Here is a 16,991-nt window from a genome sequence, read left to right as displayed (position 1 = left end):
GAGCGGCGGGGGGCTTTTCCGGCCGCCGCGGCTCACAGCGGCCGGGGGCTTTTCCGGCCGCCGCGGCTCACAGCGGCCAGCGGTACGGGCCCGCCGGGTCGTCCAGCCAGGTCCACTGGCGGGGGCCGTCGACGGTGAGGCCGAAGCGGGGCCTGGCCGGGTGGCCGAGGTCGCGGAAGACGGTGTGCGCGGACTCGGCGAGCGCCCACAGGTCGCGGGGGCCGCTGACGCGGGTCGTGCCGTCGGCGGTGACGCGGGCGGTGGAGCCGTCGGCGGCCAGCAGCCGGGCGGTGCCGGTCCCGGGCGACCAGGTGAGGTCCAGCGGGCCCGCGACGAGGGTGAGCAGGAAGCGGAAGAGGTCGTTGCCGATGATCCGCGGCGGTGTGCGGGTGGCCCGTACCTCCTGCGCCGCGTCGTCGGCGGCGGGCGCAGGGGCCGTCGTGGAGGGGCCGCGCAGCGGGACGAAGAAAGCCGGGGTGGCCAGGAAATGCCCTTCGGCCTCGGTGGCGCTCCGCACGGTGAGCGCGATCAGCCCGGTCCCGAGGGGCGCGAGGATCCGGGCGCCCGGCCGGCATTGGGCGAGCCAGGCCGCCGGGATCGCGGGCAGTTCGCAGGTCGCGATCACCCGGTCGTACGGGGCGCCGGGCGGGTGGCCGAGCGCGCCGTCGCCGGTGACGACGGTGACGGAGCGGGCGGCGGGTGTGCCGTACGCGGCCAGGTGCGCGCGGGCGGCGGCGGTGATCCGCTCGTCCAGGTCGATGGTGGTGACGGCGTCGGGGCCGAGCCGGTGGGCCAGCAGCGCCGCGTTGTAGCCGGTTCCGGCGCCGATCTCCAGGACGCGGTGGCCGTCCGCCACGTCGAGCGCTTCGCACATCAGGGCCATCAGCGAGGGCTGGCTGCTGGAGGAGAGCAGTTCGCCGTCCACCACGTCGGTGGCGATCGGCCGGTCGGCGTAGCTGCCCGCGAGCCAGCGCAGCCGGTGGCGCGGGTCGGGGTCGGCGGCGGTGAGCCGGTCCTGCCCGCCGCCGTGCGCCGAGCGCTGGTAGTCGGGTACGAACAGGTGGCGCGGCACCTCGGCGAAGGCGGCCCGCCAGGCCGGGTCGGTGAGGCCGCCGCCCGCGACGATGCGGCGGACCATGCGGGTGCGCAGCGCGGAGGCCGCGGCCCGGTACCGCCCGGCCGCGCCCGTACCCGTACCCGTATCCGCGCCCGTAGCTGTATCCGTATCCGTATCCGAGGTCGTACCGTCCGCGCCCGTGTCCGTACCCTCCGTGCCCGCTTCCGCGTCTGTGTCGGCCATGCCTCCATCGTGCGCCCGCGGGCCCGGTCCTACGACTCCGGTACTCGGCCGGTCCTTCTGCGACCATGGGGGTGTGAATGAGATCCCGCGCGGCACGGTGCAGCAGCAGACGTTCTACGAGCTGGTCGGCGGCGAGGAAACCTTCCGCCGTCTGGTGCACGTCTTCTATCAGGGGGTGGCGGGCGATCCCGAACTGCGGGCGATGTACCCCGAGGAGGATCTCGGCCCGGCGGAGGACCGGCTGCGGCTCTTCCTCATGCAGTACTGGGGCGGTCCCCGCACGTACAGCGACGAGCGCGGCCACCCGCGGCTGCGGATGCGGCACGCGCCCTTCGAGGTGAACAAGGCGGCGCACGACGCGTGGCTGCGCCATATGCGGGCGGCGGTCGACGAGTTGGGCCTTGAACCCGCGCACGAACAGCAGTTGTGGGACTACCTGACGTACGCCGCCGCGTCGATGGTCAACACCCCCGGCTGAAAACGGCCCTGAGCGGAGGCGAATCGTCCGCTCAACGGTCGGTCACGATCGTATTCCGACAACCTCCGGCACCGTTCACCACGCCCTCCCCCTTTGAGACCATCCGGTCAGCGACAGGACGGGGGCTCGCCGGTGACCGGTTTCGTGCTGCTGCGCGTCCGGGCGCACCGGTTGCTGCTCGCCGCCGCGCTGCTCACGGTGGTCCTCACCACCTCCGTGCTGGCCACCTTCACCGCCTTCACCGGCGCGATCGGCGACGCGGCGCTGCGCCGCACCCTCCAGCACCAGGCCGCGGACCGGTCGACGGTCGAGGTGCAGGCATCGGTCACCGGGCCGACGCGGGACGGGCTGGATTCGGCCGTACGGCGCATCGTGCCCGACGCCTTCGACGGGCTGCCGGCCACGGTCAGGTCGAGCACCAGGTCGGGCCCGTACGGCCTGCCGTTCGCGCTGCGCCCCGCCGGGTCGCCGAAGGGCGGGGACCCGGATCTGACGCTGCTGGCCACCTTCGACCGCTCGCGCGTCACGATCACCGAGGGCGCCTGGCCGACGCCCGCGGCCAAGGGCTCCCCCGAGGTGCGGGTCGCCATGCCGGTGGTCGCGGCCCAGGCGCTCACCGTGCGCACCGGCAGCGTCCTCACGCTCACCGACCGGCTCGGCGGGCCGCCGCTGCGCATCCGCGTGACCGGCCTCTACCGCCCCGCCGACCCCGCCGCGCCGTACTGGCACCTGGACCCGCTGCGCGGACGCGGCATCCACACGCTGTCGTTCACCACCTACGGGCCGATGCTCGTGGACGGCGGCACCTTCGGCTCGGGGCGGGTGGCGCCCGCCGAGATGTCCTGGCAGGGCACGGCGGACTTCGGCGGCGTGGGCGTGGGCCGGATGGACGCGCTGGAGCGCAGCGCGAAAGCGGCCGTCGCCGACCTCCATGACGCGAAGCCGACCGGCTCCGCGCAGGTGTCGAGCGAGCTGCCGACGCTGCTCGACGGGCTGCGCCGCAGCCTGCTGGTGACCCGTTCGACGCTGCTGATCGGCGCGCTCCAGCTCGTCATCCTGGCGGCCTTCGCGCTGCTGCTGGTCGCGCAACTGCTGGCCGAGGAGCGGGCCGGGGAGACCGCGCTGCTGCGGGCCCGCGGCGGCTCCCGCTCGCGGGTGGCCCGGCTGGCGGCCGGGGAGGCGCTGCTGCTGGCGGTGCCCGCCGCGCTGATCGCGCCGCTGCTCGCCGGTCCCGTCACGCGACTCCTGGCGGGGACCGGCGCGCTGGCCCGTACCGGGGTCACGCTCGGCGGCGGCAGTGGCGGCGCGGCCTGGCTCGTGGCCGTGTGCGCGGCGCTGGCCTGCGCCTTCGCGGTGATCGTGCCCGCGGTGCGCGGCGGCGGCTCCTTCACGGCCGGGCGCGCGGCGCGGTCCCGGCGGGGCGCGCTGCCGGGCGCCCTCCAGGCCGGGGCGGACGTCGGGCTGCTGGTGGTCGCCGGGGTCGCGTACTGGCAGTTGCAGCGCCGGGCGTCCGGCAGCGGCGTGCTGAGCGCCGACGGCGCGGGCGGTCTCGGCGTGGACCCGGTCCTGGTGGCCGCGCCCGCGCTGTGCCTGCTGGCGGGCACGGTGCTGGTGCTGCGGCTGCTGCCGCTGGCGGCCGGGTTCGGTGAGCGGCGCGCGGCGCGCGGTCGCGGACTCGCGCCGGCCCTGGCGGGCTGGCAGTTCGCCCGCCGTCCGCGGCGCGGCGCGAGCGCGGTGCTGCTGCTGGTACTGGCCGTGGCGATGGGGATGTTCGCGATCGGGCAGGGCGCGAGCTGGGACCGTTCGCAGCGCGACCAGGCGGACTTCACCGTCGGCTCCGACATCAGGGTCACCGGGATGACGACCCCGCCGTTCGGGCAGGCCGGGATCTACGCGAAGGTGCCGGGCATCACCGCGGTGGCCCCCGCGGCCCGCGACGAGGTGCTGCTGACCCAGCAGCGGCACGCGACGGTCCTGGCCATCGACACCGAGCAGGCGGGCAGGGCGATGCGGTTCCGCTCCGACCTCACGGCGGGGCGGCCGGTCGCGGAGCTGCTCGCGCCGCTGAGGGCGGGAGGGAAGGGCGGGGCCGCGGGGAGTGGCGGGGATTCGGGCGGGAAGGCCGGGGATTCGGGCCGGGCCGCCGGGAGCGCCGAGGATTCGGGCCGGGCTGCTGGGGATTCGGGCGGGGCCGCCGGGAGCGCCGGGGATTCGGGCGGGTTCGCCGTCCCCGGTGACGCGCACCGGGTGGAGTTCACCGCCTCGCTGCGGGCGGTGGACCGGCACGGCCGCCCGATCGCGTCCGCCAACGGCCCCGACCATCTGACCGCCGCGCTGACGGACGCCACGGGTGTGGTGTACGAGTTCGAGCTGGGCGATCTGCCGCCGGACGGCGCCCCGCACCGGCTCACCCTGGACCTGGCCTCTGCGGCGGGCACGGCGGGCGGCGGCCCTGCGGGACCGCTGCGGCTGACCCGGATCGACACCGTCTTCTCGCTGCCGGGCGTGAAAGAGACGCACCGACTGACGATCTCCTCCGCGCGGGTCGTCGGGCCGGACGGCGGCGGCGAGGCGCTGAGCGCGGCGGGTACCGGTACGGCGCGGGGCGCCGCTTCGTGGGACGCGCGGGCGGACTTCGACGACCCGAGCCTGGCGGGCGATCCCGGTGCGGTGCCGCCGTCCGCCGAACCGCCCGTGCTGGGCGGCCCCGCGCTGTTCGGCCTGGAGTACGCCACCGGTTCCACGGAGGTGGTCCCGGACAGCTGGCAGGCGCCGCCGACCGCCACCGTACGCGCGCGCGTCGAATCGCTCGTGCCGCCCGAACTCCCGGCCGTCGCCACCGACTCGTACCTCAAGGCAGTCGGCGCGAAGGTCGGCGGCACCGTGCGGCTCCAGCTCAACGGTGTGGACATCGTCGCCCGCGTCACGGCCGCCGTCCGCGCGATCCCCGGCACGGCGGACCGGAGCGCCGCCGCCGCGGACGGTGCGCAGGACGCGCAGAGCCGGGAGGACCTGGACGCGGGCGCCCTGCTGCTCGATCTCCGGTCCGTCAACCGGCTGTTGGAGTCGCAGGACGCGCGTTCCATGGAGCCCACCGAGTGGTGGCTGGCCACCGGGCCCGGCACGACCGCGCGGGTCGCCGCCGCGTTGCGCGCCCGAACCGACGTCGACGTGGTGCTCGTACGGGACGAGACCGCGGCGGATCTGCGGGCCGATCCGCTGGGCGCGGGACCGCAGTCGGCGCTGCCCGCCGCGGTGATCGCCGCGGCCGTACTGGCCGCGGTCGGCTTCGCGGTCAGCGCGGTCGGCGCGATCAGGGAGCGCAACGGCGAATTCGCGGTGCTGCGCGCCCTGGGCACCCCGCGCCGCCAGTTGGCCCGGATGATCGCCGCGGAACAGGGGACGCTCGTGCTGATCTCGCTCGTCGTGGGCGTGGTGCTGGGCGCGCTGCTGACCCGGCTGATCACCCCGCTGGTCGTGCTCACTTCGCAGGCCGCCCGGCCCGTCCCCGATCTGCTGGTCGAGATGCCCGCGGGGCCGCTGGCCGAACTGCTGGGCGTCGTCCTGATCGCGCCGCTGGTCGTCGTCCTCGCCACCGCGGTGCGCCGCGGCGATCCGGCGGCGGCGCTGCGGCGGCAGGGGGAGGACTGAGATGCCGGACGACAACTCGCGTGAGGGCGGGGGCACTTCGGAGGGCGCGTCGGGGGGTTCTTCGGAGCGGGCCTCGGGGCGGCGGGCTCCGGACCGGGCTCGGGAACGGTCTTCGGACCGGGCTTCGGGGCGGGCTTCGGGGCGGCGGGTTCCGGACCGGGCTTCAGGGCCGGCTTCGGGGCGGGCTTCTGCCGGCACGCCGGTGCCCGGTCCTGACGGTGGCGCGCGCGTGGACACCTCCTGGGTACGGGTCAGGCTGCGGTCCGCGCCCGCCGCCGCGCTCGCGACGGCCGTCCTGGTCCTGGTCACCGCCTTCCTCGCCGCGGCGCTCCCCCGCGCGGTCGACCGCTACGAGGACACCGCGCTGCGGCAGGCCGTTCGGGACGCGGCGCCGCTCGACCGCGGTGTCAGCCTGACCGGCCCCTACAGGCCCGAGTTCACGACGACCGAGCTGCTGGACCCCACCGCCGTCGACCATGTGGAGACGGTCTTCCAGCGGATGGCGAAGCCGCCGCTGCGGCTGCGGAAGGACCGGTCCGTCATCGGGGTGCGCGCCTCGGAGGCGCCGGTGCCCGACCAGGGGCTGCCCCGTACCTCCGAACTCTTCCCGGCCGCCAGCCTGGTGGCGCAGGCGGGACTGGCCGGGCACGGCCGCCTGGTCGCCGGGCGGCTGCCGGCTCCCGCGCCGGACGGGGGCGTTCCGGCGCCGCTGTCGGTCGAGGCCGCCGTCACCGTACGGACCGCCGAGGTCATGCGTCTCACGGTCGGTCAGACCGTGCACCTGCACGGCCGCACCGCGACCGCGCTGACCGTCCGGATCTCGGGCATCGTCGCGCCCCGTGACCCCGCCGACGACTTCTGGACCGAGAACAGCGACCTGCTGACCCCGCAGCTGTCCGCGCCGCCGACCCCGCCGGGCAGCGAGCCCAAGACGTACTGGCACTTCTCGCTGCTCGTCGACCGTACGGCCGCGCGCTCGATGCCGCTGCTGGGCACGCTGGTGACCCGGTACTGGCACCACCCGCTGGCCACCGACGGCCTGGCCGCGCACGATGTGCCCGCGCTGCAAAGGCAGTTGGCGTCCTTCAACGCGGGGCCCGACTCGGTGGCCCTGCAGCAGGCCACCGACCCCGACATCCGGCTCACCGGCGGCCTCGGCACCGTGCTGGACGGCTACTCCGACGACCGGCGGGCGGTGTCGCCGCTGGTACTGATCGCGGCGGTCGGCGTCGGCACGACCGCGTTCGCGGTGCTGCTGATGGCGGGCGGCCTCGCCGCCGAGCGTCGGCGCGGTGAGATCGCGTTGCTGCGCTCGCGCGGCGCCGCCCTGCGCGGCGTCTTCCGTCGGCTGCTCGGCGAGACGACGGCCGCCGCCGTGCCGGGCGGCGCCTTGGGCGTCGCCCTGGCGCTGCTGGCGCTGCCGGCCTCGCGCTACGGCACGTCGCTGCTGCTGGGCGCGGCGGTCACCGCGGTCGCCGCGCTGGCGCTGCCGGTCCGGGCCGTGGCGGCGGCCCGGCGGCCACGCGCGGCAGGCCGCGAGGACGTCACCGCTGCCCGGCCGTCGCGCCGCAGACTGGTCGCGGAACTGACCGTCACCGTCCTGGTCGTGGGCGCCGTACTGACCCTGCGGCGGCGCGGCGCCGACAGCGGCGGCGACCCGTATCTGGCGGCGGCCCCCGTGCTGGTCGCCGTCGCGGCGGCGCTGGTGCTGCTGCGCGTGTATCCGCTGCCGCTACGGCTGTTGGCGCGCCCCGCGGCCCGGCTGCCCGGCGCGGTCACCCATCTGGGCCTGGCCCGCGCGGGCCGCTCCCCCGCCACCAGCCAACTGCCGCTGCTGGCGCTGCTGGTGGCCCTGACCGTGGCGTCCTTCGGCGGCTCGGTGCTGGCCGGTATCGACCACGGCAGGGACCGGGCGGCGAGCGTCCTGGTCGGCGCGGACGCGCGGGTCGACTCCCGCTTCGGGCTCCCCCGCCAACTGCCCGACGAGGTACGGAAGAAGGTGCCCGGCGTCGGCCGGGTCGTCACCGCCCGCGTTGAGCCGAACAGCCCGACCGCGCCCTTCGGCCTGTCCTACTCGCTGGTGATCGTCGACCCGGCCGCGTACGCGCGGCTGACCCACGACATCGGGCTGCCCGCCTTCCCCGCGCAGGCGTTCGGCCACGATCCGGGGCGGGGGACGCTGCCCGCCGTGCTCAGCCCCGGTCTCGCCTCGCTGCTCGGCGACGGAACGGCCCGGGTGGACGCCGCCGTCGGCGCCGTCACCGTCAGGACCGCGGCCGTCCTGACCAGCACCCCGGCCGCGCCCGGCGCCGAGTTCGTGATCGTCTCCGCGGCGCAACTGGCCGCCAGACACCCGGACCTGGCCGCGTACAGCCAGTACAGCGGTCCTACGGTGCTGCTGGCGATGAACGCGCCGGGCAGTCACATCGACGGCGGGGCGCTGCGCGCGGTCGCCAAGGAGCCCGCGTCCTTCGTGACGGTGCTGACGCGCGGCGAACAGCGTTCCCGGCTGGGCGACTTCCCCTTGCAGCGCGGCGCGCGCTCGGTCTATCTGGCGGCGGTCGCGGCGGGCGCCGCCTTCAGCGCGCTGGCCCTGCTGCTGTCGCTGCTCCAGGCCGCGCCGCAACGGGCCACGCTGCTGGCCAGGTTGCGCACCATGGGCATGACGCGGCGGCAGTCGCGGCGGCTGGTGCTGCTGGAGATGCTGCCGCAGGCGCTGCTCGCCGCCGTCGGCGGTGTCCTGGTGGGCCTGGCGGTGGTCCCGCTGCTCGGACCGGGCGTCGATCTGCGGGCGCTCACCTTCGGCGGCGGCGAACAGGGCGTGGAACCGGCCGACTTCGGGCTCGGTCTGCGGGCCGATCCGTGGTCCCTTGCCCTGCCGTCGGCGGGGCTGCTGATACTGGCCTGTGCGGTGCTGCTGATCCAGGTGTGGGTGAGCGGACGGCGGCGGGAGAGCGCGGAGTTGAGAGTGGGGGACCGGGTATGACGGGCGAAGCGGGCGGCGAGGTGCGCGGAGCGGTGCCGGGTCCGGTGACGGGACCTGACCGCGCTCCCGTCAGCAGTCTCGCGGATCTGGAGCGGGCGGTCGCCGAGCGGCGGGAGCGGCCCGCGTACGGCAAGGACGCGCTGATCAGTTGCGACCGGCTGGTGCGGATCTTCACCGCGGACGGGGTGGAGGTGCAGGCTCTCCAGGGGCTCGATCTGCTCGTCGGGAAGGGCGAGTTGATGGCCCTGGTCGGCGCGTCGGGCAGCGGGAAGTCCACGCTGCTCAACATCCTGGCCGGGCTCGACGTGCCGACGGCGGGCGCCGCGTCCGTCGGCGGCTACGACCTGCTGGCGATGGACGCCGCGTCGCGGCTGCGGTACCGCAGGGAGGTGGTGGGGTTCGTCTGGCAGCAGACCGGCCGCAATCTGCTGCCGTACCTCACGGCCGCGCAGAACGTCGTCCTGCCGATGCAGCTCGCCGGCCGCACCGGCGGGCTGCGCACGAAGCGGCAGCGCACCGCGCGGGCCACCGAACTGCTCGGCATGCTCGGCGTCGGCTACTGCCACGACCGGCACCCCGGCCAGATGTCCGGCGGCGAGCAGCAGCGCGCCGCCATCGCCGTCGCCCTGGCCAACAGCCCGTCCGTCGTCCTCGCCGACGAGCCCACCGGCGAACTCGACTCCGCCACCGCCGAGCAGGTCTTCGCCTCTTTCCGCACCGCCAACGAGGAGTTGGGCACCACGGTCGTCGTCGTCACCCACGACCACGCCGTCGCCAACGCCGTCCGCCGCACCGTCGCCATCCGCGACGGCCGCACCGCCTCCGAGGTCGTCCGCCACACCGAGGTCGACGAACACGGCCAGGAGTCCGTCGTGGCCCGCGAATACGCCACCGTCGACCGCGCCGGCCGCCTCCAACTCCCCCGCGACTACACCGACTCCCTCTCCATCCGCTCCCGCGTCCTCCTCGAACTCGAACCCGACCACATCTCCCTCTGGCCCGACCCCTCCCAACCCCCTCAGCGGACGGAGGAGCCCCAGGACGGCTGACGGCCACCCACGCCCGCACCCGCGACGACGAGCACCCTGGGGCCGAACGCGGCACGGCACCCGCCGACGGCGGGAAGGAGGGTCCACGGGGGGGGCACCCGCAGGGGTGGAAGCATCTGCACGGGTGGGCGGTGGGAAAAAAGACGGACAGGCCCTAGGCCGGAGTGACGGTCAGACCGGAGGCCGGCGCGGCAGCGCGTACGGCCACGGAACCGAGCGCGGTGCGCAGCCGCAGCCAGGGCCCGGCCGACAGAAGCACGGCGTCCTCGGCTCCCCGCAGAAACCCGAGGGCATGGGCGGCGTGCACCGCCCGCAAGGGCAAGCCGGTACCGGGAAGCGGCCGAGCCCACAACTCCTCGGCGAGCGCGTCGAGTCCGGCCCGCGTACGCCCGGCCTCGCCCAACTCCTCCGTACGCGTACGGAATTCCCCGATCACACGGGCGGCAGCCGCCCGCACGGCGTCACCGTCAACCTCGGTGACCCGCAGCCAGCCACCGCGCGGCGGCAGCAGCCCGGCCCAGGAGGGGCCGGTGACGGACCCGGGCAGCACCAACTCGCCCCCCTCCGGAGGAGGCACGGCGTCGAGGAGCTGCCCGGCCGACACGGTCGCGTCGATCGCCGCCCCGACCCCGTCCTCGGCCAGCGCCGCGGTGCGGACCGCGAGGACGCCCCCGAAGGGCGGGTGGCCGAAGACCCCGAGGGCGGCCTCCCCTTCGGCGGACCTGAGCCGTACGACCGCCGCCTTGTCCCAGCGGATCAGCCGGCCGAGGAAGGCGGCCAGATCGGCCGCCTCCCCCGCTCGCGCCAGCGTCAGCGTCGACCGCGCGGGAGCGGTCATACGGTGACGGCCCCGTCCAGATACCGCTGGAGGAACAGCTTCTCCTCCGCGGTGATCCGCCGCGGCCGTCCGGCGGCGAGGTTGTACGGGACGACGACCGTGGAGGCCCGCACGTACACCGTCTCGCCGTCCTTGACCTCGTAGTGGACGGTCAGCGACGCCGCGCTGATGTCCGAGACCCACGTCTCGACGGTGACCGGCTCGTGCCGGTGCACCAGCGGACGCAGGTAGTCGATCTCGTGGCGGGCCACGACGGACCCGCCGGTGAACGACACGCTTCCCTCGCCCGGCGCCAGCCGGAACATGAAGTCGATCCGCGCCTCTTCCAGATACCGCAGGAAGACCACGTTGTTGACGTGCCCGAAGGCGTCCATGTCCGCCCAGCGCAGCGGGCAGAGGAAGATGTGCCGTGCCATCACAGATACCGTGCCCTCAGCCGCGGGTCAGCTTCTTGTACGTGGCGCGGTGCGGCCGGGCCGCGTCGGCGCCGAGCCGCTCCACCTTGTTCTTCTCGTACGACTCGAAGTTGCCCTCGAACCAGTACCAGCGGCTCTCGCCCTCGTACGCGAGGATGTGCGTCGCCACCCGGTCGAGGAACCACCGGTCGTGGGAGATCACGACGGCCGCGCCGGGGAACTCCAGCAGGGCGTTCTCCAGCGACGACAGGGTCTCGACGTCGAGGTCGTTGGTGGGCTCGTCGAGGAGCAGCAGATTGCCGCCCTCCTTGAGGGTGAGCGCCAGGTTGAGGCGGTTGCGCTCACCGCCGGAGAGCACGCCCGCGGGCTTCTGCTGGTCCGGGCCCTTGAAGCCGAAGGCCGAGACGTAGGCGCGGGACGGCATTTCGACCTGGCCGACGTTGATGTAGTCCAGCTCGTCGGAGACGACGGCCCACAGCGTCTTCTTGGGGTCGATGTTGGCGCGGCTCTGGTCGACGTAGGAGATCTTGACCGTCTCGCCGACCTTGATGGAGCCGGAGTCCGGGGTCTCCAGGCCCTGGATCATCTTGAACAGCGTGGTCTTGCCCGCGCCGTTCGGGCCGATGACGCCGACGATGCCGTTGCGCGGGAGCGTGAACGACAGGTCGTCGATCAGCACCTTGTCGCCGAACGCCTTGGAGAGGTTGTTGACCTCGACCACGATGGAGCCCAGGCGCGGGCCCGGCGGGATCTGGATCTCCTCGAAGTCCAGCTTCCGCACCTTGTCGGCCTCGGCGGCCATTTCCTCGTAACGGGCCAGGCGGGCCTTGGACTTCACCTGACGGCCCTTGGCGTTGGAGCGGACCCACTCCAGCTCTTCCTTGAGGCGCTTGGCGCGCTTGGCGTCCTTCTGCCCCTCGACCTTCAGGCGGGCCGCCTTCTTCTCCAGGTACGTGGAGTAGTTGCCCTCGTAGGGGTGCGCCCGGCCGCGGTCCAGCTCCAGGATCCACTGGGCCACGTTGTCCAGGAAGTACCGGTCGTGGGTGACGGCGACGACGGTGCCGGCGTACTGCGCCAGGTGCTGCTCCAGCCAGTTCACCGACTCGGCGTCCAGGTGGTTGGTGGGCTCGTCGAGGAGCAGCAGGTCGGGCGCTTCGAGCAGCAGCTTGCAGAGCGCGACGCGGCGCTTCTCGCCGCCGGAGAGCGTGGTGACCTGCCAGTCGCCGGGCGGGCAGCCCAGGGCGTCCATGGCCTGTTCGAGCTGCGCGTCCAGGTCCCAGCCGTTTGCGTGGTCGAGCTGCTCCTGGAGCTTGCCCATCTCGTCCAGCAGCGCGTCGGAGTAGTCGGTCGCCATCAGCTCGGCGATCTCGTTGAACCGCGTGAGCTTCGCCATGGTGTCGGCGGCGCCGTCCTGCACGTTCTCCAGCACGGTCTTGGACTCGTCGAGCTGCGGCTCCTGGAGCAGCATCCCCACCGAGAAGCCGGGCGACAGGAACGCGTCACCGTTCGACGGCTGCTCCAGGCCCGCCATGATCTTCAGGACGGTCGACTTACCGGCGCCGTTCGGCCCGACGACGCCGATCTTCGCTCCCGGCAGGAAGCTCAGCGTCACGTCGTCGAGGATCACCTTGTCGCCGTGGGCCTTGCGGGCCTTGCGCATGGTGTAAATGAACTCAGCCAAGAGAAACCGTCCGGCAATCGAGTAGGGCCACAGTGCGGCACCGCCGCGTGAGGGCAGATACACCCCATCTTGCCGTACGTCCACCCATCCGTGCGAACGGGTCCCTCCCCCACCCCCGCCCGGCGCCCGCCCGGCGCTTGGCCTCCCGGTGGGTCAGCACGAGGCCGCCCAGCATCAGCACGCTGACGAAGAAGGTTCTGACCACGTGTACGTCGTGTACGTCTCGCGTGCCTGCTGAGCGCCGGCGGAAGCCGATATTCGCGCGAGCGTCGCGGTAGGCGGCGCGGACCGGACGGGGGCGGGTGTGCGAACGGGTCCTGCCGCACCCTCCGGTGCGGCAGGACCCGTTCGCGGTGGGGCGCCCCGGGTCAGGCGGTGGGGGTGTTCTTCTTGCGGCGGAAGAAGAAGGCGGCGGCGCCGCCGAGGACGACGAGGGCGATGGCGATGCCCGCGATCATCGGGGTGGCGCTGCTGCTACCGGTCTCGGCGAGATCGGTGCCGCCCGTGGTGCTGCCGGAGGTGGCGGGGCTGGGGGCGTTGGTGGGGGTGGCCGTCGGGGTGGGGCCGGGGGTGGTGGCGGTCTTGCAGTCCAGGACGCCCTCGAAGGTCTTCACCTGGTCGTTGGGCAGGGTGATGTCGATCTTGTACTTCTGGTCCTCCTGGACGGGAACCGTGACGGTCTGGGACTTGCCGGGCGCGACCGTGTAGCTCTTGCCTTCGAGCTCGAAGGTGAAGTCCTCGTCGCCCTGGTTGGCGGCGGTGACGTCGACCCCGTTCTTGGCGCAGACGACCTGCGCGGACAGCGCCGGGATCGGGCCCTTCTTGGCCCAGGACAGGGTCGCCGCCGCGGTGACGGTGGTGCTCTGCGAACCGGCGAGGATCTGCGACTGGCTGGAGGTGTCCGTGGCGGAGAAGGCACGGCCGACGGATATCTCGGTGGTGGCCGCGACGGTCACCGGGGCGGTGCCGTCCGCGGTGCCCGCGGGGACGTCGAAGTAGAGCGCGGTGCCGTTCTTGACCGGACCGCTGATCGCCTTGCCGTCCTTGTCGACGATCTTGACGCCCGCCGGGGCGTCGGCGCCGAGCTTGACGTCGACCGCGTCGGCGGTGGTGTGCACGGTCACCGGACCGAGCCGGTCGCCTGACTTGCCGGAGACGGCGGGCGGGTCGAGCGTCACCGAGGGCTTGGGCTCCTCAAGGGTCTGCGCGTGGCTGTCCAGGTACTCCGCGAGCGCCGTGGCGTCGCTGTCCTTGGCCTGCACGTTCACCCCCGGGTCGGACAGGTGCCAGATCGCCACCTGCGTACCGGCCGCGGCCAGGCCCGGCGTGAGCGGGTGGTCGAGGGTGACCCCGGCGGCCTTGAGGGTGTCCGTGACGCCCGCCACGTCGACCTTGGGGTAGGAGTTGTTGAGGATCCAGGCGATCTTGCCCGCGTCCTTGTTGTCCTTCAGCGTCGAGTTGTCCCAGGTGACCTCGTTGTAGGTCGCCTTGTCGACGGTGTGGTGATTGAAGTCGATGCAGTACGTCTCGATGGTGCCGCCACCGGTCACGGCCATCGAGAAGAGTCCGGCGGTGACGTCGTACTCGTCCTTGGCACCGGGGTTGACGACGGCCTGGTCGGCCTTGTCCTTCTCGATGCCGCCGAGCACGGCGGTGGCGCCCGTGGCCGACGGCGTCGTGCCGTCGTTCGGGGCGGCGACGGCCGCGCCCGCGCCCGCCATCACGCCCGCCGCGAGCAGGCCCGTGGCAATGCCGGCCGCCGCGAGGCGGGCGGCGCCCCGCCTGTAGGTCTTGAACATGGATTTCCCCTCCGGGCAAGGCGCGTTGGTCGTTCAGAGGATCGCCTTGCCTGCGCAGTTCCGGCCCCCGTGCGTGCTGAACGAGGAGATCCTAGGAACCAGGCGTCACACGCTCACCAAGAGAGTCCCCGCAGCGCCTTTTCGAATCCCAATCGTTATCGGCACAATTGCATGATTCCGTGTTTGTCGATAAGTCATCGACAGAATTCATCCCGGGAAATGCCGCCGAAAGCGGATACTCCGGATACTCAGGGCGCCGCCGCGGGAACGGGCGGCGCCGGATCCGGCCGGGCGACCACCGGCGGCGTCTCGACCGCGTTCCCGGCCGTGTTCCCGGCCGCATTCCCCACCACGGCCCCCGCCGCTCCGGACGCGGACGCGGCCCCCGCCCCGGTCATGCTCGCCGCGACCCGGCTGAACCGCGAGACGCCCCGCGCCAGGTCGTGCCCGACCGCCACCGCCTCGATCTCCGCGGTCAGATAGCGCCGACCCTCACGCTCCTCCTCACGGATCCTCAACCGCCCCTGGACGAGCAAGGGTTCACCGACTCCGACCGATTCCTTCACATGCCAGGCCAGCGTCCGCCACGCGCACACCGTGTAGAAGCTCGTGGCCCCGTCCGTCCACGCGCCGCGCTCGGCGTCCCACCGGCGCGAGGTGGTCGCCAGCCGGAAGCGGGTGACGGCCACACCGGTCGCGGTCTGCCGGGTCTCCGGCTCGGTGGCCACATTTCCCACCACGGTCACAAGCGTCTCGTTCATTTCTCTGCCCTCCCTGCCGATCGCGCCCCCCGCGGGACGCCGTAAGGACATCGTGCAGGAATTCGACCAGGCATGGAGAAACCGGCCGGAATCTGTGGATTACCGGCCGGTTGTGGATAACTTCGTCACTCGGACGAGTGGTCTCCCAGAGAAGTGCGGACGGAATGCGCCGCGTGCGCGGAATGCGCCCCGGCGACCACCGCGTACTGCTCGCGCACCTCGCGGTACCGCATCAATTCGGCCGCCACCGGTTCGAGCACCCGGGCCCTGCCGCAGTCCGCCGCCGCGTCCCGCAGCCGCCGCTCGGCGGCCTGGCCGTACCGCCGGGCGGGCCCGCGCGCCGCGAACCGGCAGGCACCGGCGAGGGCCGGGCCGCCGAGTCCGCCGACCGCGATCATCACGACCGGCAGCCACCACGTCAGATCGAGCGAGCCCACCGCGACCGAGATCAGGCAGACCGCGCCGGCCACGGCCAGCGCCATCAGCAGCCACTGCGCGCCACCGGCCGCCGACCACCAGCCGGGCCGCTCCGGCGCCCCCGGCCGCGCCCGCGCCGCCGCGCCGTCCAGCGCCTCCGGCAGCCCGTCACCGCCGCGCCGGGCCGCGTCACGTACCGCCTGCGCCCAGGGCGCGGGCAGCCCGCGGGACGCGTCGGCCGCCACGCCGCGCACCGCCTCGTCGACCACCGGCCGGGACGCGGACAGCCCGCCGCCGCCCGTACGGGTCGCTCGTACGGGTGAACCCTGCGCCGGGCGCTCACCGCGGGAACCGGCGCCGACCGCGGCCCGTTCACCGATCAGCCGGCCCCACGGCGTACCGCAGGCCCCCTCCGCCGCTCCGGCCCAGTCCCGTTCCGCCGACTGTCCTGCCCCGGCCGCGCCCACCGCGTCCGCGAGCCGGTCCACGAATTCCTCGCGCGCCGAGTCCGTGAGCCCGGCGCCGCCCTCGCCGACGTAGAGCGGGTGCAGCCTGCTCGCCGTGCGGTCCATGTCGGCCGCCAGCCGCCTTCCGGCCGCCGCGCGGTCGGTGACGAGCTGGGCCAGTACGGCGCGCAGGTCCGCGACGCCCTCGCCGGTCAGCGCGGACGCGGAGAGCACCACGGCGCCGTCCTCGCCGTGCTCGCCGACCGCGAGGCCGTCCTCGTCCAGCAGCCGCCGCAGGTCGTCGAGGACCAGGTCGACCGAGTCGCCGGGCAGCCGGTCGATCTGGTTGAGCACCAGCACGGTCACGTCGGCGTGCCCGGACAGCGGGCGCAGATAGCGCTCGTGCAGGGCCGCGTCGGCGTACTTCTCCGGGTCGAGCACCCAGACGACGACGTCCACCAGGCCCAGCAGCCGGTCCACCTGATCGCGGTGGCCGGTCGCGGCCGAGTCGTGGTCGGGCAGGTCGATCAGGACGAGCCCGTCCAGGCTCTCCGCGCCCCCGGTGGCGCCGTCGGCGGCGAAGGCGCCCTCGGTCCCCGACAGCTCCTCCGACAGGTCCCCCGGCCACTCCCCCGCCGCGTCCAGCGCGCCGCGCCTGGCGTAACGGTCCTGCGGTGCGATCCCCAGCCGGTCGAGCAGCCCGGCCGCCCGCTCCGGCTGCCAGGCGCAGGCGACCGGCTTCGCGGTGGTCGGCCGCCGTACGCCGGTCTCGGAGAGCGCGAGCCCCGCCAGGGCGTTGAAGAGCGTGGACTTCCCGCTGCCGGTCGCCCCGGCCAGCGCCACCACCGTGTGGTCGAGCGACAACCGCCGCCGCTCGCCCAGGCGTTCCAGCAGCTCGCCGGTCTCGGCCAGCGCGTCCGGGCTGATCCGCGTCCTGGACAGCCCCAGCAACTCGCCGAGCGCGTCCACCCGCACGGTCAGCGCGTCCGTAGCGCTCCCCCGCCCCTGAGCGACCGACGAAGAGACGGCGGACGAAGAAGCGGCGGACGGAGAAGCGGACAGCGCGGAGGACGACGGGCCCGGGACACGTCCCGGCCCGTCCCCCGCCGCGTCCGTGGACCCGCTCGCCGCCGATCGTGCCGAACTGCCGGTCGTCGTGGCCACCGTGG

11 protein-coding genes are annotated in these 16,991 nt (G+C 74.1%); 4 read left to right on the top strand and 7 right to left on the bottom strand.

Translation table 11 applies throughout. The features are described 5' to 3' along the window. Positions 1-67: 67 nt before the first annotated feature. Positions 68-1,138, bottom strand: a complete 1,071-nt coding sequence (locus ABZX65_RS12460; protein WP_355337247.1) for a methyltransferase domain-containing protein — start codon at positions 1,136-1,138, stop codon at positions 68-70. A gap of 235 nt (positions 1,139-1,373) precedes the next feature. Here ABZX65_RS12460 and ABZX65_RS12455 point away from each other — a divergent pair, with 235 nt between their 5' ends. The 4 genes from ABZX65_RS12455 to ABZX65_RS12440 all read left to right on the top strand — a co-directional run bounded on the left by ABZX65_RS12455 (position 1,374) and on the right by ABZX65_RS12440 (position 9,464). Continuing rightward, complete coding sequence (locus ABZX65_RS12455) at positions 1,374-1,778, top strand: globin (RefSeq protein WP_355337149.1); 405 nt, start codon at positions 1,374-1,376, stop codon at positions 1,776-1,778. Positions 1,779-1,910: 132 nt separating this feature from the next. Further along, on the top strand, positions 1,911-5,429 hold the full coding sequence (locus tag ABZX65_RS12450) for an ABC transporter permease (RefSeq protein ID WP_355337147.1): 3,519 nt from the start codon (positions 1,911-1,913) through the stop codon (positions 5,427-5,429). Between the two features lie 229 nt (positions 5,430-5,658). After that, positions 5,659-8,415, top strand: a complete 2,757-nt coding sequence (locus ABZX65_RS12445) for an ABC transporter permease (protein WP_355337145.1) — start codon at positions 5,659-5,661, stop codon at positions 8,413-8,415. Beyond that, positions 8,412-9,464 carry an ABC transporter ATP-binding protein gene (locus ABZX65_RS12440; RefSeq protein ID WP_355337143.1) on the top strand — a complete coding sequence of 351 codons (1,053 nt, stop codon included), beginning with the start codon at positions 8,412-8,414 and terminating at the stop codon, positions 9,462-9,464. The genes ABZX65_RS12445 and ABZX65_RS12440 overlap by 4 nt, the downstream gene beginning before the upstream one ends. Before the next feature lie 154 nt (positions 9,465-9,618). Here the strand turns inward: ABZX65_RS12440 and ABZX65_RS12435 are convergent, their stop codons facing one another. The 6 genes from ABZX65_RS12435 to ABZX65_RS12410 all read right to left on the bottom strand — a co-directional run bounded on the left by ABZX65_RS12435 (position 9,619) and on the right by ABZX65_RS12410 (position 16,986). Further along, entirely contained in the window at positions 9,619-10,302 is a 684-nt protein-coding gene (locus ABZX65_RS12435) for a hypothetical protein (RefSeq protein ID WP_355337141.1), read from the bottom strand. Then, positions 10,299-10,718 (bottom strand): thioesterase family protein, encoded by a 420-nt coding sequence (locus ABZX65_RS12430; protein ID WP_355337139.1) that lies wholly within the window; start codon positions 10,716-10,718, stop codon positions 10,299-10,301. The genes ABZX65_RS12435 and ABZX65_RS12430 overlap by 4 nt, the downstream gene beginning before the upstream one ends. Positions 10,719-10,734: 16 nt before the next feature. Next, entirely contained in the window at positions 10,735-12,399 is a 1,665-nt protein-coding gene (ettA, locus tag ABZX65_RS12425) for an energy-dependent translational throttle protein EttA (protein ID WP_355337137.1), read from the bottom strand. Between the two features lie 368 nt (positions 12,400-12,767). Continuing rightward, positions 12,768-14,198, bottom strand: coding sequence for an LAETG motif-containing sortase-dependent surface protein (locus ABZX65_RS12420; protein WP_355337135.1), 1,431 nt, complete (start codon positions 14,196-14,198; stop codon positions 12,768-12,770). Positions 14,199-14,446: 248 nt separating this feature from the next. After that, positions 14,447-14,959 (bottom strand): single-stranded DNA-binding protein, encoded by a 513-nt coding sequence (ssb, locus tag ABZX65_RS12415; protein WP_355337133.1) that lies wholly within the window; start codon positions 14,957-14,959, stop codon positions 14,447-14,449. A 125-nt stretch (positions 14,960-15,084) separates the two neighbouring features. Then, complete coding sequence (locus ABZX65_RS12410) at positions 15,085-16,986, bottom strand: dynamin family protein (protein WP_355337131.1); 1,902 nt, start codon at positions 16,984-16,986, stop codon at positions 15,085-15,087. Between the last annotated feature and the right edge of the window lie 5 nt (positions 16,987-16,991).

The sequence above is a fragment of the Streptomyces sp. NPDC003300 genome (assembly GCF_040610915.1).
Lineage (GTDB): Bacteria > Actinomycetota > Actinomycetes > Streptomycetales > Streptomycetaceae > Actinacidiphila.
Note: the sequence above shows the minus strand (reverse complement) of the source record. Positions and strands in the feature narration are given on the sequence as shown.

Bases quoted from the DNA above. Each gene is read 5' to 3' on its own strand.
- ssb (WP_355337133.1), bottom strand. From the start codon at position 14,959: ATGAACGAGACGCTTGTGACCGTGGTGGGAAATGTGGCCACCGAGCCG.
- ABZX65_RS12435 (WP_355337141.1), bottom strand. From the start codon at position 10,302: ATGACCGCTCCCGCGCGGTCGACGCTGACGCTGGCGCGAGCGGGGGAG.
- ABZX65_RS12430 (WP_355337139.1), bottom strand. From the start codon at position 10,718: ATGGCACGGCACATCTTCCTCTGCCCGCTGCGCTGGGCGGACATGGAC.
- ABZX65_RS12420 (WP_355337135.1), bottom strand. From the start codon at position 14,198: ATGTTCAAGACCTACAGGCGGGGCGCCGCCCGCCTCGCGGCGGCCGGC.
- ABZX65_RS12460 (WP_355337247.1), bottom strand. From the start codon at position 1,138: ATGGTCCGCCGCATCGTCGCGGGCGGCGGCCTCACCGACCCGGCCTGG.
- ABZX65_RS12440 (WP_355337143.1), top strand. From the start codon at position 8,412: ATGACGGGCGAAGCGGGCGGCGAGGTGCGCGGAGCGGTGCCGGGTCCG.